This is a genomic window from Streptomyces sp. Q6, from assembly GCF_036967205.1.
Taxonomy (GTDB): Bacteria; Actinomycetota; Actinomycetes; order Streptomycetales; family Streptomycetaceae; genus Streptomyces; species Streptomyces citrinus.
Genome location: NZ_CP146022.1, coordinates 4,475,443 through 4,491,507, shown reverse-complemented (window position 1 = coordinate 4,491,507; position 16,065 = coordinate 4,475,443). Strand labels below are relative to the sequence as shown.

At 71.0% G+C, this 16,065-nt stretch carries 20 protein-coding genes; 14 read left to right on the top strand and 6 right to left on the bottom strand.

Annotation, left to right across the window (positions count from 1 at the left end; genetic code table 11):
- Nucleotides 1-60: 60 nt before the first annotated feature.
- The 4 genes from V2W30_RS20990 to V2W30_RS20975 all read left to right on the top strand — a co-directional run bounded on the left by V2W30_RS20990 (nt 61) and on the right by V2W30_RS20975 (nt 1,899).
- Nucleotides 61-462, top strand: a complete 402-nt coding sequence (locus tag V2W30_RS20990; protein ID WP_338698663.1) for a hypothetical protein — start codon at nt 61-63, stop codon at nt 460-462.
- Between the two features lie 18 nt (nt 463-480).
- Nucleotides 481-1,083, top strand: a complete 603-nt coding sequence (locus V2W30_RS20985) for a phage tail protein (RefSeq protein ID WP_338698661.1) — start codon at nt 481-483, stop codon at nt 1,081-1,083.
- A gap of 118 nt (nt 1,084-1,201) precedes the next feature.
- A complete protein-coding gene (locus V2W30_RS20980; RefSeq protein ID WP_338698659.1) occupies nt 1,202-1,492 on the top strand; it encodes a hypothetical protein in 291 nt (96 codons plus the stop codon).
- 14 nt (nt 1,493-1,506) lie between these two features.
- Nucleotides 1,507-1,899, top strand: a complete 393-nt coding sequence (locus V2W30_RS20975; protein WP_425244569.1) for a hypothetical protein — start codon at nt 1,507-1,509, stop codon at nt 1,897-1,899.
- 7 nt (nt 1,900-1,906) lie between these two features.
- Here V2W30_RS20975 and V2W30_RS20970 read toward each other — a convergent pair whose 3' ends face one another.
- The gene (locus V2W30_RS20970) at nt 1,907-2,269 is read right to left on the bottom strand and encodes a DUF3592 domain-containing protein (RefSeq protein WP_338698657.1); all 363 of its coding nucleotides are present in this window, start codon (nt 2,267-2,269) and stop codon (nt 1,907-1,909) included.
- Nucleotides 2,270-2,380: 111 nt separating this feature from the next.
- On the opposite strand from V2W30_RS20970, the gene V2W30_RS20965 reads away from it, so the two are divergent.
- The 9 genes from V2W30_RS20965 to V2W30_RS20925 all read left to right on the top strand — a co-directional run bounded on the left by V2W30_RS20965 (nt 2,381) and on the right by V2W30_RS20925 (nt 9,478).
- The gene (locus V2W30_RS20965; RefSeq protein ID WP_338698655.1) at nt 2,381-2,896 is read left to right on the top strand and encodes a hypothetical protein; all 516 of its coding nucleotides are present in this window, start codon (nt 2,381-2,383) and stop codon (nt 2,894-2,896) included.
- Nucleotides 2,897-2,913: 17 nt separating this feature from the next.
- Complete coding sequence (locus V2W30_RS20960; RefSeq protein ID WP_338698654.1) at nt 2,914-3,903, top strand: hypothetical protein; 990 nt, start codon at nt 2,914-2,916, stop codon at nt 3,901-3,903.
- 10 nt (nt 3,904-3,913) lie between these two features.
- Nucleotides 3,914-4,756, top strand: a complete 843-nt coding sequence (locus V2W30_RS20955) for a hypothetical protein (protein WP_338698652.1) — start codon at nt 3,914-3,916, stop codon at nt 4,754-4,756.
- Nucleotides 4,743-7,118 carry a hypothetical protein gene (locus V2W30_RS20950; RefSeq protein WP_338698650.1) on the top strand — a complete coding sequence of 792 codons (2,376 nt, stop codon included), beginning with the start codon at nt 4,743-4,745 and terminating at the stop codon, nt 7,116-7,118. Before V2W30_RS20955 ends, V2W30_RS20950 begins: the two co-directional genes overlap by 14 nt.
- Nucleotides 7,115-7,273: a hypothetical protein gene (locus tag V2W30_RS20945; protein ID WP_338698648.1), complete on the top strand. Its 159-nt coding sequence runs from the start codon at nt 7,115-7,117 to the stop codon at nt 7,271-7,273. The genes V2W30_RS20950 and V2W30_RS20945 overlap by 4 nt, the downstream gene beginning before the upstream one ends.
- A gap of 223 nt (nt 7,274-7,496) precedes the next feature.
- The gene (locus tag V2W30_RS20940; RefSeq protein ID WP_338698646.1) at nt 7,497-8,129 is read left to right on the top strand and encodes a hypothetical protein; all 633 of its coding nucleotides are present in this window, start codon (nt 7,497-7,499) and stop codon (nt 8,127-8,129) included.
- A gap of 30 nt (nt 8,130-8,159) precedes the next feature.
- Nucleotides 8,160-9,011 carry a peptidoglycan-binding protein gene (locus tag V2W30_RS20935; protein WP_338698645.1) on the top strand — a complete coding sequence of 284 codons (852 nt, stop codon included), beginning with the start codon at nt 8,160-8,162 and terminating at the stop codon, nt 9,009-9,011.
- Nucleotides 9,012-9,024: 13 nt separating this feature from the next.
- Entirely contained in the window at nt 9,025-9,165 is a 141-nt protein-coding gene (locus V2W30_RS20930; RefSeq protein WP_338698643.1) for a hypothetical protein, read from the top strand.
- A gap of 58 nt (nt 9,166-9,223) precedes the next feature.
- Entirely contained in the window at nt 9,224-9,478 is a 255-nt protein-coding gene (locus V2W30_RS20925) for a hypothetical protein (protein ID WP_338698641.1), read from the top strand.
- 16 nt (nt 9,479-9,494) lie between these two features.
- Here the strand turns inward: V2W30_RS20925 and V2W30_RS20920 are convergent, their stop codons facing one another.
- The gene (locus V2W30_RS20920) at nt 9,495-10,013 is read right to left on the bottom strand and encodes a GNAT family N-acetyltransferase (protein ID WP_338698640.1); all 519 of its coding nucleotides are present in this window, start codon (nt 10,011-10,013) and stop codon (nt 9,495-9,497) included.
- Between the two features lie 113 nt (nt 10,014-10,126).
- On the opposite strand from V2W30_RS20920, the gene V2W30_RS20915 reads away from it, so the two are divergent.
- Entirely contained in the window at nt 10,127-11,611 is a 1,485-nt protein-coding gene (locus V2W30_RS20915) for a hypothetical protein (RefSeq protein WP_338698638.1), read from the top strand.
- Nucleotides 11,612-11,676: 65 nt separating this feature from the next.
- On the opposite strand, the gene V2W30_RS20910 is transcribed toward V2W30_RS20915, so the two are convergent.
- The 4 genes from V2W30_RS20910 to dnaK are packed head-to-tail and all read right to left on the bottom strand — an operon-like array spanning nt 11,677 to nt 15,904.
- Complete coding sequence (locus V2W30_RS20910; protein WP_338698636.1) at nt 11,677-12,126, bottom strand: heat shock protein transcriptional repressor HspR; 450 nt, start codon at nt 12,124-12,126, stop codon at nt 11,677-11,679.
- Between the two features lie 5 nt (nt 12,127-12,131).
- Nucleotides 12,132-13,316: a molecular chaperone DnaJ gene (gene dnaJ, locus V2W30_RS20905; protein ID WP_338698634.1), complete on the bottom strand. Its 1,185-nt coding sequence runs from the start codon at nt 13,314-13,316 to the stop codon at nt 12,132-12,134.
- A gap of 45 nt (nt 13,317-13,361) precedes the next feature.
- Nucleotides 13,362-14,054 carry a nucleotide exchange factor GrpE gene (gene grpE / locus V2W30_RS20900; RefSeq protein WP_338698632.1) on the bottom strand — a complete coding sequence of 231 codons (693 nt, stop codon included), beginning with the start codon at nt 14,052-14,054 and terminating at the stop codon, nt 13,362-13,364.
- A complete protein-coding gene (dnaK, locus tag V2W30_RS20895) occupies nt 14,051-15,904 on the bottom strand; it encodes a molecular chaperone DnaK (protein ID WP_338698630.1) in 1,854 nt (617 codons plus the stop codon). The genes grpE and dnaK overlap by 4 nt, the downstream gene beginning before the upstream one ends.
- Nucleotides 15,905-16,065: the final 161 nt, after the last annotated feature.

Here is a 16,065-nt window from a genome sequence, read left to right as displayed (position 1 = left end):
CAGGCCTGCGCGTACACCGCCCAGCACACCTCGACTCCCCCTTTTGACGGGAGCTTTCATGTGTCCGTACTGAACTTTCCCGACGTCGAACGTCTCGTCGTCGACTTCCTCAAGACCCGGGCCGAACTGACGGGCACGACGGTCGACAACCGGCCGCCCGCCGGGTTCGACGGCACCCAGAAGGTCGTCCTCGTCTCCCGCACCGGCGGGACCTGGATCGACGACCTGTACCTCGACCACCCCGTGGTCGACCTGGAGGCGTACGCCGCCGACAAGACGGTCGCCCACACCATCGCCCTCGCCGCCCGCGCCTGCGTGCACGAGTTGCAGGGCACGGCCTACGGCACGGCGGTCGTCACCGACGTGACGGAGGTCGAGGGGCCGCGCTGGCTGCCCGACTACAACCGCCCGGCCGCCAGCCGCTACCTGACCCGCCTCCAGCTCTCGATCCGTCCCGCCTGACCTACGAAGGAGCCTTCCATGCCTTCTCCGAACACCAGCTCCCAGATCCGCGTCCCGGGCACCGGCAAGGTGCTCGTCGCCGCCTTCAACGCCGCCACCCCGATCGCCGCTCCGGCCGACACCAGCGTGGCCTGGCCGACCGGGTGGACCGAGCTGGGCTACACGTCCACCGACGGCGTCAAGCTCGCCAAGAAGGACAAGATCGACCAGGTGGACGGCTGGCAGTCGGTGAGCGCGCTGCGCTACATCTACTCCGACCGAGAGCTGACGCTGAAGTTCCAGCTGATGCAGTTCAACAAGAGCACCCTGCCGTTCTTCATGGGCGGCGGCTCCACGGCGACCGTGGGCACCCCGGCCGAGGCCGGCACGTACAAGTACGACCTCACCACCAACCCGGGCGCGGACGAGCGCTCGCTGGGCATCGAGTTCACCGACGTCCAGAACGGCACGGCGGTCGTCTACCGGCTGATCGTCCCGCGCGGCCAGGTCACCGAGACCGAGGAGATCTCGATGACCCGCACCGGGGCCATGAAGCTCGGCGTCACCTTCACCGCGTACGCCCAGGACGACACGTCGAAGCCGCTGGCGACCTGGCTGATGAAGGACGGCGCCTACGCGTAAGGGCGCGTAACGGCACCACCAGCACCACCAGTCGGACCGGCGCGCGCGGCTCGCGCGCGCCGGTCCGTCCCCTCCCACACTCCCCCGTCCTCCTCAACTTCCCCATCAGGAGCACCTCATGGCAGGTTTCAACGTCAACGCCGCCCGCGCCCAGCGCCTCGAAGCGCTCGGCCGGGCCTGGACCTTCCAGCTCGACGACGACACGTTCGAGCTGCCGACCGAACTCGGCCGCGGAGTCGCCCGCAAGCTGCGCGCCCTCGACGACAACGACGTGGACGGACTGCTCCACATCCTGCTCGGCGAGAGCCAGTTCGCACGGTTCGAGCGGCACGACGTCACCGTGCAGGACATCGCCGCGATCCTGGAGGCGTACGGCAAGGAGACGGGGCTGGGCCTGGGGGAAGACTGAGCCTCGGCGAGCTCGTGGAGGAGCACGCCGAGGCCATCGAGGCCGATCTGCTGCGCCATTACGGCGTGGACCTTCTCGACTGGCACCGGGGGCAGCTGTCGTCCCGGCGGCTCGCGATCCTCGTCCGGCACCTGCCGCGCGACGGCGCCTTCGCCCACGCTCTGCACGGCGAGGCCGCCACCTGGGGGGTGACGGACCATCTCCTGGCGCACATGATCGACCAACTGGCCGAGTCCAACTGGATGTTCGCCGTGGTGAATCAGGGCGAGGACGCCGATCCACCGGAGTTCCCGACCCCGCTGAAGCGGCCGGCCGACCGCCTCGCCGCGGAGAGCGAACCGGCCCCCGCGGACGCCGGCCGCGCCGGTCTCCCCGCCCCGGAGGAAGTACTCCGGTTCCTCTCGTGAGGAACGGCTAGGCGGTGATGAACATGAGAGCGGCCAGCGCGAGCAGCACGCAGGCGAATCCCATGAAACCAATGGCGAGTTTCCCGCTGGACATCTGTTCCGGCGTCTCGATATTGGTCGGGTCCTGCGGGTCGTAGACCACGGTGAGCGATTCCCCGCGCCGGGCCGGCGGAAAACTGAATGGGCCGACACTGGTCACCAGTTCCCGGTCCTCCACCGGGAATTGGACCTGTAGGAATGTGCCGCCCTTCGAGGAATTGTCTTCATTCACGCATGCCGCGGAGACCCTGATCCCGCGCGTGCGCAGCGCCCGCCCGCGCCGAAAGATTCGTACAGCGGCATAGAGCACGGCGAGCGCGAAGGCCGCCACCAAACCAGCTAATCCGTACATTTCCCCCACCCGAAGAAACACCGGCGATCAATCCGCGTATCACTATCCGGGCCGCCACACAAGCTGTCAAGAGAGCTTGAAGGGAACTCCATGCCCAGCCACACGATCGACGAGGTCTACACCGAAGTAGCCGCCATAAAGAAGAAATTGGAGGACAAGGGGACCGGGGCTTCCAAGGAATACATCGACCAGAAGTTCAAGGAGGCGAAGGAGGAACCGACCCAGGCGGAGAACTGGGCCAAGTCCCTCGGGTTCGGCCTGGACGAACTGGTGAAGTCCTTCAAGGACTTCAAGGGCAGCTCCGTCGTCGCCTGGTCCGCGCTCGGCGCCGTCATCACCGGCTTCATCGTGAGCAACTTCGTCGACACCGACAAGTCCAAGGCGAAGGTGATGGACAAGATGGGGCTCGCGCACGGCGAGACCGGTCTGCCGCGCCGGAAGAAGACGCTGGAGGCCAGGGCCACCGCGAACCGGCTTCCCCCCGTCCCCGTGACCAGCGTCGACCCCGAGCGTCTGAAGAGCATGCGCAAGGCGTCGATCGAACTGGCCCGGTCCCTCCACGACCTCACCTCCGATGTCAGCCGCGCGGCCCGCGCCATCGCCTGACGAGAACGGGAGTTGCCATGACACTCGCTCGCAGTTCGACCACCGCGGCCGGACACCTCGCCCGCTTCCGCAGCGCGGCGGCCCAGGCCTCTTCGGCCGCCCGCCAGCTGCGCGGCTCCGCGGCCAACGCCTCCTCGTCGGTCGGCAAGGTCGGCAGCGGCGCGGGCAGCGCCGGAACCGCACTCGGCCGGTCCCGAGCCTCCACCGACAAGTTCAAGTCCTCCCTCGACCACCTCAAGTCGTCCTCCGGCAAGGCGAACACGGCCCTGCGCGACGTGAAGCGGCAGTCCGACGCCGTCGAGAAGTCCGTCGGCAAGGCCGGGAAGACGGCCACCGGCGGAGGCAAGTCCATGGGCGGGCTCGGCAAGGGGCTCAAGGGCGCCACCCTCGCCCAGAAGGGCCTCAACACCGCGATGAAGGCCAACGCCCTCGGCCTCGTCATCTCGCTGCTCGCGCCGATCATCAGCCAGTTCATCAACATGGACAAGGTGTCCAAGGCGCTGGCCGCCGGCGTGAAGTGGGCCTGGAACGCGATCTCCGGGGCCATCCGCTCCCACGCCGGGCCCATCAAGAGCATCATGAAGGGCCTGGTCAACGGGTTCACGGCGCTGCCGCGCGCCTACATCGGCGGCATCAACGCGATGATCCGCGGGCTCAACTCCATCCACGTGAAGATCCCGGGCTGGGTCCCGGTCGTCGGTGGCAAGGAGTTCGGGATCCATCTGCCGCAGATCCCGAACATCCCCACCCTCGCCGAGGGCGGCGTCGTCCAGGCCCGCTCCGGCGGCCGGCTCGCGCTCATCGGCGAGGGCGGCGAGAACGAGGCCGTCATCCCGCTGTCCAAGCTCAGCCGCATGATGGGCCACCACCCGGGCAACGCCGCCACGCTCGCCCGGCTCGCCGCCGCCGTCGAGGCGATGGCCGCACGGCCCGTGCACGTCGCGGTGGACTCCCAGGTCATCGCCCGCGCCGTCCAGGTCGGACAGCGCCAGCTCGCTCGGAGGTGAGGAGCACCCCATGATCAGAAATCTGTGGATCGGAAAGCCCGGCCTGCTGCGCGAGATACCGCAGGCCGCCAAGAGCTGGGACCGCACCGCCGACCTGAACGTCACGGAGTTCAAGTCCCTGGAGGGCGCGGTCACCACCGTCGCCCCGCCGCGCACCCCCCGCCGGCTCAAGTTCTCCTGGGACCTGCTCCCGCCGGACGAGGCCCAGCATCTCGTCCGGCTCGCCCGCCGGGTCAACGGGCCGGGTCTGCAAGGGAGTTCGTCCCCGTCGTACGGGCCGCTCGCCCTGCTCGACCCGGCCTCACTGAACCTGCTCGACCCCTACCAGGCCGCCGCGCAGTCCAGCTCGCCCAGCGGCGGCGACCACTGGTTCACCATCGTGGGCACGATGGTCGTCAGCCCGGCCGTCGGCGACACCGTCGTCGCGCAGTTCCAGGACGTCACCCGGATCGGCTGGCGGCACGGCACCTGGCCGGGCTGGCCGGTCGCCCCCGGCATGCGCGTGTCCTGGCTGGTGCCGCCGGACTGGAGCGCGGCGACCGCCACCGCGCAGCTGGACTGGAAGGCCGCCGACGGGTCGTACCTGTCCACGTCCTCCGCCGCCGGGTCCACCGTGACCGGCACCGCACCGGCCGACGCCGCCTACGTCACCCCCGTCGGCGGCCCCGGAGCGACCGGCCTGTTCGGGCTGGCCGGCGCCTGTCTGACGATCGGCGACACCCCGGTCGCGTACGCACTGGGCGACGGCTGCCCCGCGATGAGCGTGACCGCGTACAGCGACGCGCCCGCGAACCCGCTGCCGTACCGCAACGTCAGCATCGATCTGGTGGAGGTGCGCGGTGCTGAACTCTGACGACACCGAGCTCGACGGCGCGCTCGCCGCGCCCGAGCGGGCGCCGGCCCACGCCACCCGCTTCGGAGGCAGGGACCTCGGCGAACAGGTGCAGTCCTGGAAGGTGGAGCGGGCCTACGCCACCGACCTGCCGGACGCGATGCGCGCGGTCTCCGGCAGCGCCTCCGCACAGCTGGAGGTGGAGCTCGGCGGCGCCGACGGCACACCCGCGCCGCGCCTGTACTCGGCCTGGGCGCCGCGCGCCACGTCCGACGCGGTGCGGCCGGGCCAGTCGGCGGTGCACGAGGCGGGCCTGTCCGGCCGTACCGTGCCCGCCTTCCGCGGCACCGTGCGCTCCCGGACCGCCGCGTCCGGCAGCGACACCGTCACCGTGCAGGCCCTGGACGGTGCGGAGCGGCTGCGCGGCCCGGCTCAACTGCCGCGCCCGTACCAGGGGTTGCTGTACGGCAAGCCCGTCGCGACGACCGCCTGGTGCGTGGACGAGCTGCTGCGCCAGGGCGGCATCCACACCTGCCCGCCGCCGCGCGCCCCCGCGGTCGCGGCGAGCCTCGACCAGCCGTTCACCGCGCTGTACGCATCGCTGCACGGCGGGTTCAACGCCACCTACGGCCAGCCCGAGACACTGCCCGACCCGTCCGCGTACTCCTGGATCAGGGACGGCGCCCCGTACGAGATGGCGCTGATGCCGGCCGCCGCGCGGCTCGGTGTCTCGTGGATGCCGCGCTCGCGGTTCGCCGTATCGGGGAAGGTGTTCCAGGCCGAGGCGTACGTCAACACGGCGCTGGCCAAGGACAGCATCGTGGAGCTGAAGCTGGTCTTCGACCGCAGCGCCGGCAAGTACGGCTACTACAACGCGGTCTTCGACATCTCCACCGGGCAGGTCAAGGTCGGCTCGGGCACGGTCGACGGTTCGGGCTGGCTGTTCATCTGGACCTTCAGCAAGCTCGCCTCGCTGCGCGGCGCCTGGCACCTCGGCTTCGCCGTGGACACCAGGGCGGGCGGCTCGCCGGTCATGGCGACGGTGAAGCCGCGCCTGACGGCACCGGACGGCGAGTACCTGGCGGGCGGCCCCGGCACCTATGTGGACGCCTCCGCCGGGCAGCCGCCGTCCGAGCTGCACCGCGTCGACCTGATCACCGACATGGCCGTCGAGTGCGTGCAGGTCACCGACCGCTCGTGGACCGACCTCGACTCGTACAACGCCAACGAGTGGGATATGAAAGGCCGTTGGCGCAAGGGAGCGGTCCTCGACGAGGCCGACATCCCGCTGTACGACGTCCCTCAGGTGTCGGGGTCGCAGTGGGACGCCCTCACCGAGATCGCGCGCGCCACCATGTCGACCGCCGAGTTCGACGAGCAGGGCGTCTTCCGGTGGCACGGGCCCGCCCGGTTCCGCACGGTCCCGCCGCGACCCGATCTGACGGTCACCACCCGCCGCTCGGTCTCCGCGCTCACCGTCTCCGAGGAGATCGACGCCTGCCGCAACTACTGCCAGCAGCCCTACGCCGACTGGACCGGCATCAAGAGCGTCAACGGCGAGACCGTCACCGACACCGTGGTCCGCAGGATCGACCCCGGCACCGTGGTGGAGGTCCGGTACGCCATCGCCGAGGACGAGAACGACATCGGCCCGCTCCAGATCGACGACGACGCCGCGCCGATCACCGGCCACAAGGTGCGCTTCGGCAGCGCCGCCACCGGCGGCACCTCGGTCAAGGGCAGCGTCACGGTCAGCTCGCTGCGGGACGGCCCGGACTACGTGGTGCGGTTCATCAACCACGGCACCGCCACCGTGTGGACCGTGACCAAGGACGGCAAGCCGTCGGTGCAGATCATCCCGCAGGTCCGCTCGGGACAGTCCCGCCAGCGCACCTTCGCCTGGTACAACACGACGAGCCAGGCGTACTACGGCAAGCAGGTCTACGAGGCCGCCGCCTCCGCCTGGGTGCAGTCCCGGCAGTCCGCCGACACCCTCTCGCACGCCATGCTCGACGCCGGACGCTTCCCCGTCCCGGTGCTCGGCGAGGTGGAGGTGCTGCACGATCCGCGCATCCAACTCGGCGACGTCGTACGGGTGGTGGACGTCACCGGCGCCGCGCTCGACACCCTCGCCTGGGTGGTCGGCATCCGCACCACCTGCCAGGCCGGCGCCGCACCGCAGCAGACGCTGACCCTGCGCGGCACGGCGTACAACGGCGTCCCGCTCGACCCCGGCCTCGTCCCCGACCCGCCGGTCGACCCGGAGTACGGCACACAGCGCACGTACGCGGAGATCACCGCCGGGTACCCGACGCTCGACGCGCTGACCACCGCCGGGTTCACCTACCGCGCCCTGCTGGCCTCGACGGGAGGCACGTCATGACGGAACCGCTCCCCGAGATCCCGCCGGTACCGGCCGAGGAGCCGGCGCCGGACGACGGGAACGTCGCGCTGCCCGTCCCGGTCGACAGCGCCGCCGGCACGGCCGGCGACGGAGGCTCGTCCGCCGACACCCTGCCGCCGTCCCTGCCCGGATAGCCCTGCCAACTGACCGTGTCGGCCCGGATCAGTACCGCCCGGATCGTCACGGCCCGGACAGCCCTGCCGGCTGATCGTCACGGCCCGGACAGCCCCTGGACAGTCCTGCCAACTGACCGTCACGGCCGGATGTCCCCTGCCCGCACCCGCACCGCCCGGACAGCCCCCGCCCGGATCGGCGCCGCCCCGTCAGGTCAGTCACCCCAGAACCGGAGGACCCCGCATGTCCCTGCTCACCCCGCTCGGCGGCCTGCCCTACCCGCAGCCCGCCGACGCCGCGAACATCCCCCTGCACCTCCAGTCCCTGGCCGAGGCGGTGGACGGCCGCACCGTCCTGCGCTTCGCCGACCAGGCCTCCCTCGACGCCAAGGTCCCCGCCCCGGTCGCCGGGATGCTCGCCTTCCTCACCACGCCGAAGCAGTACACGTACTACAACGGCACGAAGTGGGCGGTCCTCGCCCCGGGCCCGGTGCACGGCGCCAACACCGGCTCGGGCACCACGACGTCCACGGCCTACGTGGAGGCGCTGACCGGCTCCACGGCCACGACGGTGACCTTCACGGCGCCGCCGTCCGGCGCGGTCCTGCTCACGGTCGGCGCCCGCGGCGGCAGTTCCGCCGCGACCGCCGTGTACGTCTCCGCCAACGTCAAGAACGGCACGACGGTCGTCCTCGCCGCCGCCGACACCCGCGCCGCGATCGTCACCGGCACGAGCGCCTGCTCGGCGACGACCCAGTTCCAGGTCACGGGCCTGACCGCGAACACCGCGTACACCGCGACGCTCGCCTACAAGTCCGCGGCCACCACCAGCACCGCCACCTTCGCCAACCGCTTCGTCACGGTCACCCCCGTGTGACCCCCGCCCCGAGCACCTAGGGAACCGCCCATGGCCACACCCCTGACCGCGTACGCCCTCGCCCGCGCCCTGCGCGACGAGGGCGTACGCGTCTTCGAGCACCCCCGCTGGCAGACGCGCAACCGCAACCACAAGGGCCCCTGGGGCCCGGTCCACGGCGTGATGCTGCACCACACCGCGGGCCGCGACAGTCTCACCCTGTGCCGCGACGGCACCGCCACCCTGCCGGGACCGCTGTGCGTCGGCCTGATCGCCAAGGACGGCACGGTCCACCTCGTCGGCTGCGGCCGCACCAACCACGCGGGCGCCGGATCGTCGGCCGCGTACGACGCCGTACGCGCCGAACGGCCGGTGCCCGCGGCGCCGGGCCCCGACGCCGTCGACGGCAACACCCATTTCTACGGCTTCGAGATCGAGAACCTGGGCACGGGCAAGGACCCCTACCCGGCCGTCCAACTCGCCGCCGTGGAAAGGGTGTCCGCCGCCCTGTGCCGCGCCCACGGCTGGTCGGCGGCGAGCGTGATCGGGCACAAGGAGTGGACCCGACGCAAGATCGACCCGTCGTTCTCGATGGCCGGGATGCGCACCCGTGTCGAGGCCCGGCTCGGGGTGCGGCCGGTCCCGGCACCGGTCGGGTACGCGCCCTTCCCCGGCGCGGACTTCTTCGTGCCGGGCCGCCGCAGCGAGCTGTGCACCGCCGTGGGGCGGCGCCTGGTCGCGGAGGGCTGCGGCCGCTACCGCGTCGGGCCGGGACCGGTGTGGGGCGAGGCGGACGTGCTCTCGTACGCGGCCTGGCAGCGCCGGCTCGGGTACGTGGGCGCGGCGGCCGACGGAATCCCGGGACGCGCCAGCTGGGACCGGCTGCGCGTACCGCGCTCCTGAGGAGGTGATGACGATGAGCGAAGCCGCACGCAGAACCCTGCGCACCGCGGTCCAGACCGTCCTCGCGCTGCTGCCCCTGCTCGCCGACGGCGGCGCCGCGGACGTGCCCGCGCTCGCGGGGTCGTCGCCGTGGCGGCGGCCGTCACGCGGGTGATGGCGCTGCCGGAGGTGGACCGGCTGCTGCCGCGCTGGCTGCGCAAGGGGGACGGTTCATGACCGATATCGAACAGGCCGGTGTGGCGCTGGAGTTGGAGCGACTGCGGCGCTCCGTCGACGTCGGCTTCGCCACCACGCAGGGCAACCTCGCCCTGCTCCTGCAACGCGCCGACCAGACCGACAAGACCCTCGACGAGCACGAGGCGCGCCTGGACTCCCTGGAGCGGGCCCGCTGGCCGCTGCCCTCCCTGGCGGCGATCACCTCGTGCGCGGCGCTGGCCGTGGCGGTGTGGGAGTCGGCCACGCGCTGAGCCGCGCGGCCGGGCCCTACCCCTGGTACTCGGTGAGGTCGATGGCGTACAGCCGTGCGCCGTCGGCCTCGCCGGTGAGCTCCATGCCCAGCTTGTCGAGGACCTTCGCCGACGACGTGTCGCCGTGGGCCGTGACGGCCACGACCCGGTCGATGCCCCGGTCCTGGAGGGCGAACTCCAGCGTGGCCTGGGCGGCCTCGGAGGCGTAGCCCTGGCCCCAGAAGACGCGGCCGAGCCGCCACTGGATACCGATGTGGCCCGCGACCTGCGCCGGAGCGTCGGGGACGTAGAGGCCGATGGCGCCCACCAGTTCGCCGGAGCCGAGCAGTTCGACGGCGAAGAGGCCGAACCCCTCGTCGTCCCACTCCTCCTCCCAGCGCTCGATGTCCTCGGCACTCTCGTCGAGGGAGCGCGGCTCGCCGTCGCCGATGTGGCTCATCACCACCGGGTCGGACTGGATCTCGGCCAGCGGGCCCAGGTCGTCGTCGGGGTGCCAGCGGCGCAGCAGGAGTCGGGGGGTGCGGATCTCGGTCATGCGTCCATCCTGCGCCATGCGCGCGGGCCCCCGCGCCACAGCGCACCCACAGGTAACTCTCAGGTCAAGATCGCCGCACGGAGGGCAACCCCGCCCGTGTCCCAGCGGTCACCGTGGCGTCCGAGCAGACCTCCCTTCCTGTCCGAGGAGCCGCTGAACCCCATGCGCAGAACCATCGCCGTCCCCCCGCGCCGCACCCGCGCCGCGGCGACCCTCACCGCCCTCGCGGCCGCCGCCCTGCTGACCGCCGCCGCGGCGGCCCGGCCGTCGCCGACGACCCGGTCGCGAACGACGCCCTGTGGATATCGGCCCCCTACGACCTGGTCCTGCCCGGAGCCGACTCCGACGGCCACACCGCCACCCAGTCCGTGGACGTGCAGATCTCCCACGACAACACCGACAACTCGGTCTCCGGCGGCACGCTCACCGTCGACGCGGGCGAGCTGGCCGGTATCGCGGCCGTGACCTGGCCCGCCAACTGCACCGAGGACGCCGCGAGTGCGCTGAGGGCGACCTGCTCCTTCGGGACGCTCGACGGCAGCCCGTGGATCACCGCCGCCACGCTCGGCGTCCACGCCGAGGCGGGCGCCCCCGCCGACGCCTCCGCGTCCCTGCACTACTCGGCGACCGCCGACAGCGCCTTCGGCCCGCTCGACGCGTACCCCACCGACACCCGCATCACGGTCGCCAACGGCCCCGACCTGGGCCTGAGCGAGCTGCCCTTCAACACGAAGGTCGCCGTCGACAGCGACGTCGCCCAGCCGGTGCGGCTGACCAACTCCGGCAACCGGACGGCCGACCGCACGATCCTCACCCTCTTCGCCTCGCACGGCCTGAACCTGGCGCACCGCTACGGCAACTGCACGTACCTGGAGGCCGACCAGGTCTCCAACTCCACGGGCACCACCGCCGTCTGCGTCCTGGACCAGGCCGTCGCGCCGGGCCAGACGTACGACCTGTCGCCCGCGACCGCCGTGCGCACCACCGCCGCCGCGCTGTACGAGCGCTTCGACTACCAGGTGACCCCGTACACCGACGAGGCCTACGAGCAGGCCCTCGCCGGGCGCCCGTTCGTCCAGGGCACCGGGGACGCCTTCGTGCCGGCTCCGGTCGCGTCGCTGCGCGCGGCGTCGGGCACCGACGACCTCAACCTCGCGGACAACTACCGCATCGCGACGTACACCGCGGCCAACACCGCGGACCTGAAGGCGATCGGGAAGAGCGTGTCGGGCGTCGCCGTCGGTGACACAGTCACCGCCCGCGTCGGCGTCCGCAACAAGGGCCCGGCCTGGGTCGCGTCCCTCGGCGCCGGCGCGAGCGTCGCCACGATCGACGTCACCCTGCCCGTCGGGACGACCGTCACCAAGAAGCCCGAGATGTGCGACGAGGCGGACGGCCGGCACTACGTGTGCCGCACGCCGATCCTGCTGTGGGAGAACGCCCGTACGGTCTTCGACTTCAAGCTGCGCGTGGACAGCGTGAGCGCGGCCGGCGCGACCGGCACCGTGGCCACCCGCAACGAGGACCCGGAGCTGCGCATCAGCGCCTTCGACCCGAACCTGAGGAACAACAGCACCACGTTCACGATCAGCGGCTGACACGCGTGAGGGCCGGGTGGCCGACACGGATCGTGTCGGCCACCCGGCCCTCGGCGCGAACGGGCTCAGTCGTGGGGCCGCTTGGGCCGCCACACCACCAGCGCGCTGGTCTGCTGCACCTCCTGGTACGGGACCAGGTCGCGGCGGTACGAAGCGTGCACCGCCGCCTCACGTTGCTGCATGGTCGCGGCGGCTCCCTCCACGGCGGCGGAGAGCTCCGCCACACGGGACTGGAGCGCGGCGACCTGGTTCTCCAGCTCGATGATGCGCTTGATGCCGGCGAGGTTGATGCCCTCGTCCTGCGACAACTGCTGGACGGTGCGCAGCAGTTCGATGTCGCGGGCCGAGTAGCGCCGGCCCCGGCCGGCGGTGCGGTCGGGGGAGACCAGACCCAGACGGTCGTACTGACGCAGCGTCTGCGGGTGCAGGCCGGACAGCTGGGCCGCCACCGAGATGACGTACACCGGGGTCTCGTCGGTCAGTTCGTACGGGTTGCTCCGTCGACGGCCGTCCATGTGGCTCAGGCTCCCTTCGCGGCCTGGAACAGTTCTGCCCGTACATCGGTGTCCTCAGTCGCCTTGGCGTACGACTCCAGGGCCGAACGGGCCTCGTCGGTGAGGTCCTCGGGCACCGCCACCTCGACGGTGACGAGCAGGTCCCCGCGCGTGCCGTCCTTGCGGACCGCGCCCTTGCCGCGGGCCCGCATCGTCCGCCCGTTCGGCGTGCCCGGGGGCAGCTTCAGGGTGACGGCGGGACCGCCGAGCGTGGGCACCTTGACCTCGCCGCCGAGCGTCGCCTCGGGGAAGGTCACCGGGACGGTGACCGTGAGGTTGTCGCCCTTGCGGCCGAAGACCGGGTGCGCGTCGACGTGGACCACGACGTACAGGTCGCCCGCCGGACCGCCCCGCTCGCCCGGCGCGCCCTTGCCGCGGAGGCGGATGCGCTGGTTGTCGGAGACGCCCGCGGGGATGCGGACCTGCATCGTGCGCGAGGACTTCGCGCGGCCCGAGCCCTTGCAGACCTCGCAGGGGGTCTCGGCGATGAGGCCGCGGCCCTTGCAGTCGACGCACGGGTCGGTGAGGGAGAAGCCGCCACCGCCGCCCCGCGAGACCTGACCGGTTCCGACGCAGGTCGGGCACACGCGCGGCGTGCCGTTCTTGTCGCCGGTGCCGGAGCACGCCTTGCAGGGGGCCTGGGAGGACATCCGCAGCGGCACCGTCGCGCCGTCCACGGCCTCGGTGAAGCTCAGCGTCACCTCGGACTCGATGTCCTGGCCGCGGCGCGGCTGGGTACGGGTGCCCGTGCCCGCGCCGCCCCGGTTGAACAGGCCTCCGAAGACATCGCCGATGCCTCCGCCGAACCCGCCCTGGCCGCCCTGCCCCTGGGCTCCCCCGCCGAAGAGGTCACCCAGGTCGAAGTTGAACGAGCCGCCGCCCGCGCCGCCGGGACCGGGGCGGTAGCCGCCGTTCCCGAAGAGCGCGCGGGCCTCGTCGTACTCCTTGCGCTTCTTGGGGTCGCCGAGGACGTCGTTCGCCTCGGAGATCTCCTTGAAGCGGTCCTCCGCCTTGGGGTTGCCCTTGTTGGCGTCGGGGTGGTTCTCGCGGGCGAGCTTGCGGTACGCCTTCTTGATCTCGGCGTCGGTGGCGTCCTTGGGGACGCCGAGGACCTTGTAGTAGTCCTTCTCGATGAAGTCCTTGGTGCTCATCGGCCTCGACGTCCCTCCTCACTTGCCTCTGTCACGCGTATGCCGTCAGCCCTCGTCCGGGCCACCGCTCTCCTTCTCGGCGTCCTTCTCCGGAGCCTCGGCAGCACTCTCGGCCTTGCCCTGCGCGCCCGGCTGCGGCTCGGCCACGGCCACCCGCGCGGGGCGGATGGTGCGCTCGCCGATCCGGTAGCCCGGCTGAAGGATCGCCACGCAGGTCGTCTCGGTGACGTCCGGCGCGTAGCTGTGCATCAGGGCCTCGTGCACGGTCGGGTCGAAGGGCTCGCCCTCCTTGCCGAACTGCTGAAGACCCATCTTGGCTGCGACCGTCTCCAGCGACTCCGCGACGGACTTGAATCCGCCGACGAGTTCGCCGTGCTCACGGGCGCGGCCGATGTCGTCGAGGGTGGGAAGCAGCTCGGTCAGGAGGCTCGCGACGGCGATCTCCTTGACCGTGACGCGGTCCCGCTCCACCCGGCGACGGTAGTTCTGGTACTCGGCCTGAAGGCGCTGGAGGTCCGCGGTGCGCTCGCCGAGGGCGGTGCGCACCTGGTCCAGCTGTGCCGTCAGGGCCACATCCTGTGGGCTTGAGGCTGAGTCCCCGGCCGGGGCCGCCCCCTCGCCCTTGTCGGGCGAGGGAGCGGACTTCGGCTCGGCGGCGGCGTCAGCGGCGTCCGCCGGGGTGCCGGAGGGGACGTCAGGCTCTTCGCTCTCGCTGAAGCCCGGGGTCTCCTCCGTCACGCGGCACCGTCCTTACGGTCCTCGTCGACGATCTCGGCGTCGACCACGTCGTCGTCGGCGGCCTTCTCGGCGCCGGGGGCGTCGCCCTGCGGGGCGTCACCGGCGGCCTGCGCGCCCTGGGCGTCGGCGTACATGGCCTGGCCCAGCTTCTGCGAGACGGCGGCGACCTTCTCCGTGGCGGTGCGGATCTCGGCCGAGTCCTCGCCCTTGAGCTTCTCCTTCAGCTCGGAGACGGCTTCCTCGACCTCGGTCTTCACATCGCCGGGGACCTTGTCCGCGTTGTCGGCGAGGAACTTCTCCGTCTGGTAGACGAGCTGCTCGCCCTGGTTGCGGGACTCGGCGGCCTCGCGGCGGGCGTGGTCCTCCTCCGCGTACTTCTCGGCCTCTTCGCGCATCCGGTTGACCTCGTCCTTCGGCAGCGAGGAGCCACCGGTGACGGTCATCTTCTGCTCCTTGCCCGTGCCGAGGTCCTTCGCGGTCACGTGCATGATGCCGTTGGCGTCGATGTCGAAGGCGACCTCGATCTGCGGGACACCGCGCGGGGCCGGCGGCAGACCGGTCAGCTCGAACATACCGAGCTTCTTGTTGTACGCCGCGATCTCGCGCTCGCCCTGGTAGACCTGGATCTGCACGGACGGCTGGTTGTCCTCGGCCGTCGTGAAGATCTCGGAGCGCTTCGTCGGGATCGTGGTGTTGCGCTCGATGAGCTTCGTCATGATGCCGCCCTTGGTCTCGATACCAAGCGACAGCGGGGTGACGTCGAGGAGCAGGACGTCCTTGACCTCGCCCTTGAGGACACCGGCCTGGAGCGCGGCGCCGATGGCGACGACCTCGTCCGGGTTCACGCCCTTGTTGGCCTCGTTGCCGCCGGTGAGCTCCTTGACGAGCTCGGCCACGGCCGGCATACGGGTCGAGCCACCGACGAGAACGACGTGGTCGATCTCGGAGAGCTGGATGCCCGCGTCCTTGATGACGTTGTGGAACGGCGTCTTGCAGCGCTCCAGCAGGTCGGACGTGAGCTGCTGGAACTGGGCGCGCGTGAGCTTCTCGTCCAGGTGCAGCGGGCCCTCGGCGGAGGCCGTGATGTAGGGCAGGTTGATCGTGGTCTCGGTCGAGGACGAGAGCTCGATCTTCGCCTTCTCGGCGGCCTCGCGCAGGCGCTGGAGCGCCATCTTGTCCTTGGACAGGTCCACGCCGTGGCCGTTGTTGAACTGCTTGACCAGGTAGTCGACGACGCGCTGGTCCCAGTCGTCACCACCGAGGTGGTTGTCACCGTTGGTGGCCTTCACCTCGACGACGCCGTCGCCGATCTCCAGCAGCGAGACGTCGAAGGTGCCGCCACCGAGGTCGAAGACGAGGATCGTCTGGTCGTCCTTGTCGAGGCCGTACGCGAGAGCGGCGGCCGTCGGCTCGTTGACGATGCGCAGGACGTTCAGGCCCGCGATCTCGCCGGCCTCCTTCGTCGCCTGACGCTCCGAGTCGTTGAAGTACGCCGGGACGGTGATGACCGCGTCCGTGACCTTCTCGCCCAGGTAGGACTCGGCGTCGCGCTTCAGCTTCTGCAGGATGAAGGCGCTCATCTGCTGCGGGTTGAAGTCCTTGCCGTCCAGGTTGATCTTCCAGTCAGTGCCCATGTGGCGCTTGACCGAGCGGACCGTACGGTCCACGTTCGTGACCGCCTGGCGCTTGGCGACCTCGCCGACCAGCACCTCGCCGTTCTTCGCGAAGGCGACGACGGACGGCGTGGTCCTGGCGCCCTCGGCGTTGGTGATGACGGTGGGCTCGCCGCCTTCCAGAACGCTGACGACGGAGTTAGTCGTGCCCAGGTCGATGCCGACCGCACGTGCCATTTCAAATCCTCCAGCTAATACTTGAGTGGAACTGACTCAAGACTGCAACACCACCCCCCTCCCCGTCAACAGACCTGAGTCACCTGCACTCAACTTTTATCCTGCGCTTATGTGCAGTTTGATGATCAAAAGGCTCTGACCAGCTCTTTTACGAGGAAGGA